1 rRNA gene is annotated in these 927 nt (G+C 56.9%); it reads right to left on the reverse strand.

Annotated elements, in window-relative coordinates:
* Positions 1-927 (reverse strand): 23S ribosomal RNA (locus CSQ87_RS10630); the annotation flags it as partial.

The raw sequence follows: 927 nt of genomic DNA on the forward strand, positions 1-927 counted from the left end.
GGCGTGAAGGAATCCTTATCTTGGAGAAGGCTTCCCGCTTAGATGCTTTCAGCGGTTATCCCATCCGAACGTAGCCAACCGGCCATGCCACTGGCGTGACAACCGGCATACCAGAGGTTCGTCCACCCAGGTCCTCTCGTACTATGGGCAGGACTCCTCAAGATTCCAACGAGCGCAGAGGATAGAGACCAAACTGTCTCACGACGTTCTGAACCCAGCTCGCGTGCCGCTTTAATCGGCGAACAGCCGAACCCTTGGGACCTGCTCCAGCCCCAGGATGCGACGAGCCGACATCGAGGTGCCAAACCATCCCGTCGATATGGACTCTTGGGAATGATCAGCCTGTTATCCCCGGGGTACCTTTTATCCGTTGAGCGATGCCGCGCCCGTGCGCCGGCACCGGATCACTATCTCCGACTTTCGTCCCTGCTCGAACCGTCGTTCTCACAGTCAAGCCCGCTTGTGCGATTACACTCGACACCCGATTGCCAACCGGGCTGAGCGGACCTTTGAGCGCCTCCGTTACTCTTTGGGAGGCAACCGCCCCAGTTAAACTACCCGCCAGGCACTGTCCCTGATGCGGATGACACATCGAGGTTAGACGCCAGATGAGGACAGAGCGGTATTTCAATGACGGCTCCACGAATGCTGGCGCACCCGCTTCGAAGCCTCCCGCCTATGCTACACAGTCCACACCTAACGACAATACCAAGGTATAGTAAAGGTCCCGGGGTCTTTTCGTCCTTCTGCGCTTAACGAGCATCTTTACTCGTACTGCAATTTCGCCGAGCTCCTGGCCGAGACAGTGGGGAAGTCGTTACGCCATTCGTGCAGGTCGGAACTTACCCGACAAGGAATTTCGCTACCTTAGGATGGTTATAGTTACCACCGCCGTTTACCGGGGCTTGAATTCACCGCTTCACCCGA

This window comes from Bifidobacterium simiarum (genome assembly GCF_002802905.1).
GTDB classification, from domain to species: domain Bacteria; phylum Actinomycetota; class Actinomycetes; order Actinomycetales; family Bifidobacteriaceae; genus Galliscardovia; species Galliscardovia simiarum.